The following is a 1,144-nucleotide window of genomic DNA, read 5'->3' as shown; positions in this document are numbered from 1 at the left end:
TACTATCCAAAACTTTATTTGACCAAGGATAACATCTGTCTCTTATACACATCTAGATGTGTATAAGTAATTTAATGAATAGTGTTTTGGTTGCCGATGATCAAGTTATGTCAAGATTCTGTCTCTTATACACATCTAGATGTGTATAAGAGACAGAATGAATAGTGTTTTGGTTGCCGATGATCAAGTTATGTCAAGATTGGCGCATAGATTTATTAAAAATAAAGCTAAGAATTTTACTGCAGATGAAAAAGAGTTCGAAAAGGTGAAAAAACAATTAAATATAATAATGTCACAGAGGAAAAGAACATCTATTAATGCAATAGTAACGGAAATATATCCTTTTTTGAATAAAGATATGTTGGAAAAGGCCGTTATGGATGAAGAGACCTTAGCTAATGAAACCTTTGATTTAATACTGCAAAGTAATCCAAGTGCGACTGCTTCGTTTACATCACTACCCACAAATGGTGAAAAATACAAACTTTCTAGTGACAATAAGAGTATCTGGGTTAGTATTGAACAAGGATTAGTGGATGATAACACAGTAAGAATTGATGAGCAATGTGACAGTAATTTTATTAGAATAGACATTCCTAAAACTATGGTTGGACATAATTAAAAACAATACTTGGAGATGAATTGAAATGAGCAAAGATGCGGATAACATCTTTAATACATTGATAAAAAATGTAAATCTAGGAATATATCAATCCAGAATCAATGTTACTAACTTTTCATCCAATTATATTCAAATAAATGAAGTTCTTGAATCAAGAATAAATGTTTCTGAGTTAGACAATATTGTGAAGTTTTCACAGCCATTTTTAAGTGATCAGAAATATATAGAACTTTTTCTGATAAAAACAGATACTGCTTCTAAAATTTCTGATTTTAAGACTTTAAAGAAAATAGTTGCGGAAATAAAAGAGCAGTATGATTTTGATGAAGATGTTAGCTTTAAGATAAATAAAATACAGCGTATTTCATTGCCATTAAACAAAACTACGACAATTGAGTATTGTTTGGAAACTAATTTCAAAGAATTGATACTTCAACTTATTGACAATCTAAGGGTTTCAGATTTGAGATGTTTAGAAAATAAAATTAGAATTTCAGGAAGTTTTATTCCTAATGTTATTTC

2 protein-coding genes are annotated in these 1,144 nt (G+C 29.1%); both read left to right on the top strand.

Annotated features, from left to right (window positions below):
* Window positions 1–157: 157 nt before the first annotated feature.
* A complete protein-coding gene (locus A5886_RS15610) occupies window positions 158–622 on the top strand; it encodes a hypothetical protein (protein WP_086276088.1) in 465 nt (154 codons plus the stop codon).
* A 25-nt stretch (window positions 623–647) separates the two neighbouring features.
* Window positions 648–1,144, top strand: a 497-nt coding sequence (locus A5886_RS15605; protein ID WP_143353817.1) for a hypothetical protein, incomplete at its 3' end; no start/stop codon positions are given.

The sequence above is a fragment of the Candidatus Enterococcus testudinis genome (assembly GCF_002140915.1).
GTDB classification, from domain to species: Bacteria; Bacillota; Bacilli; order Lactobacillales; family Enterococcaceae; genus Enterococcus_D; species Enterococcus_D testudinis.
Note: the sequence above shows the minus strand (reverse complement) of the source record. Positions and strands in the feature narration are given on the sequence as shown.

Bases quoted from the DNA above. Each gene is read 5' to 3' on its own strand.
- A5886_RS15610 (WP_086276088.1), top strand. From the start codon at position 158: ATGAATAGTGTTTTGGTTGCCGATGATCAAGTTATGTCAAGATTGGCG.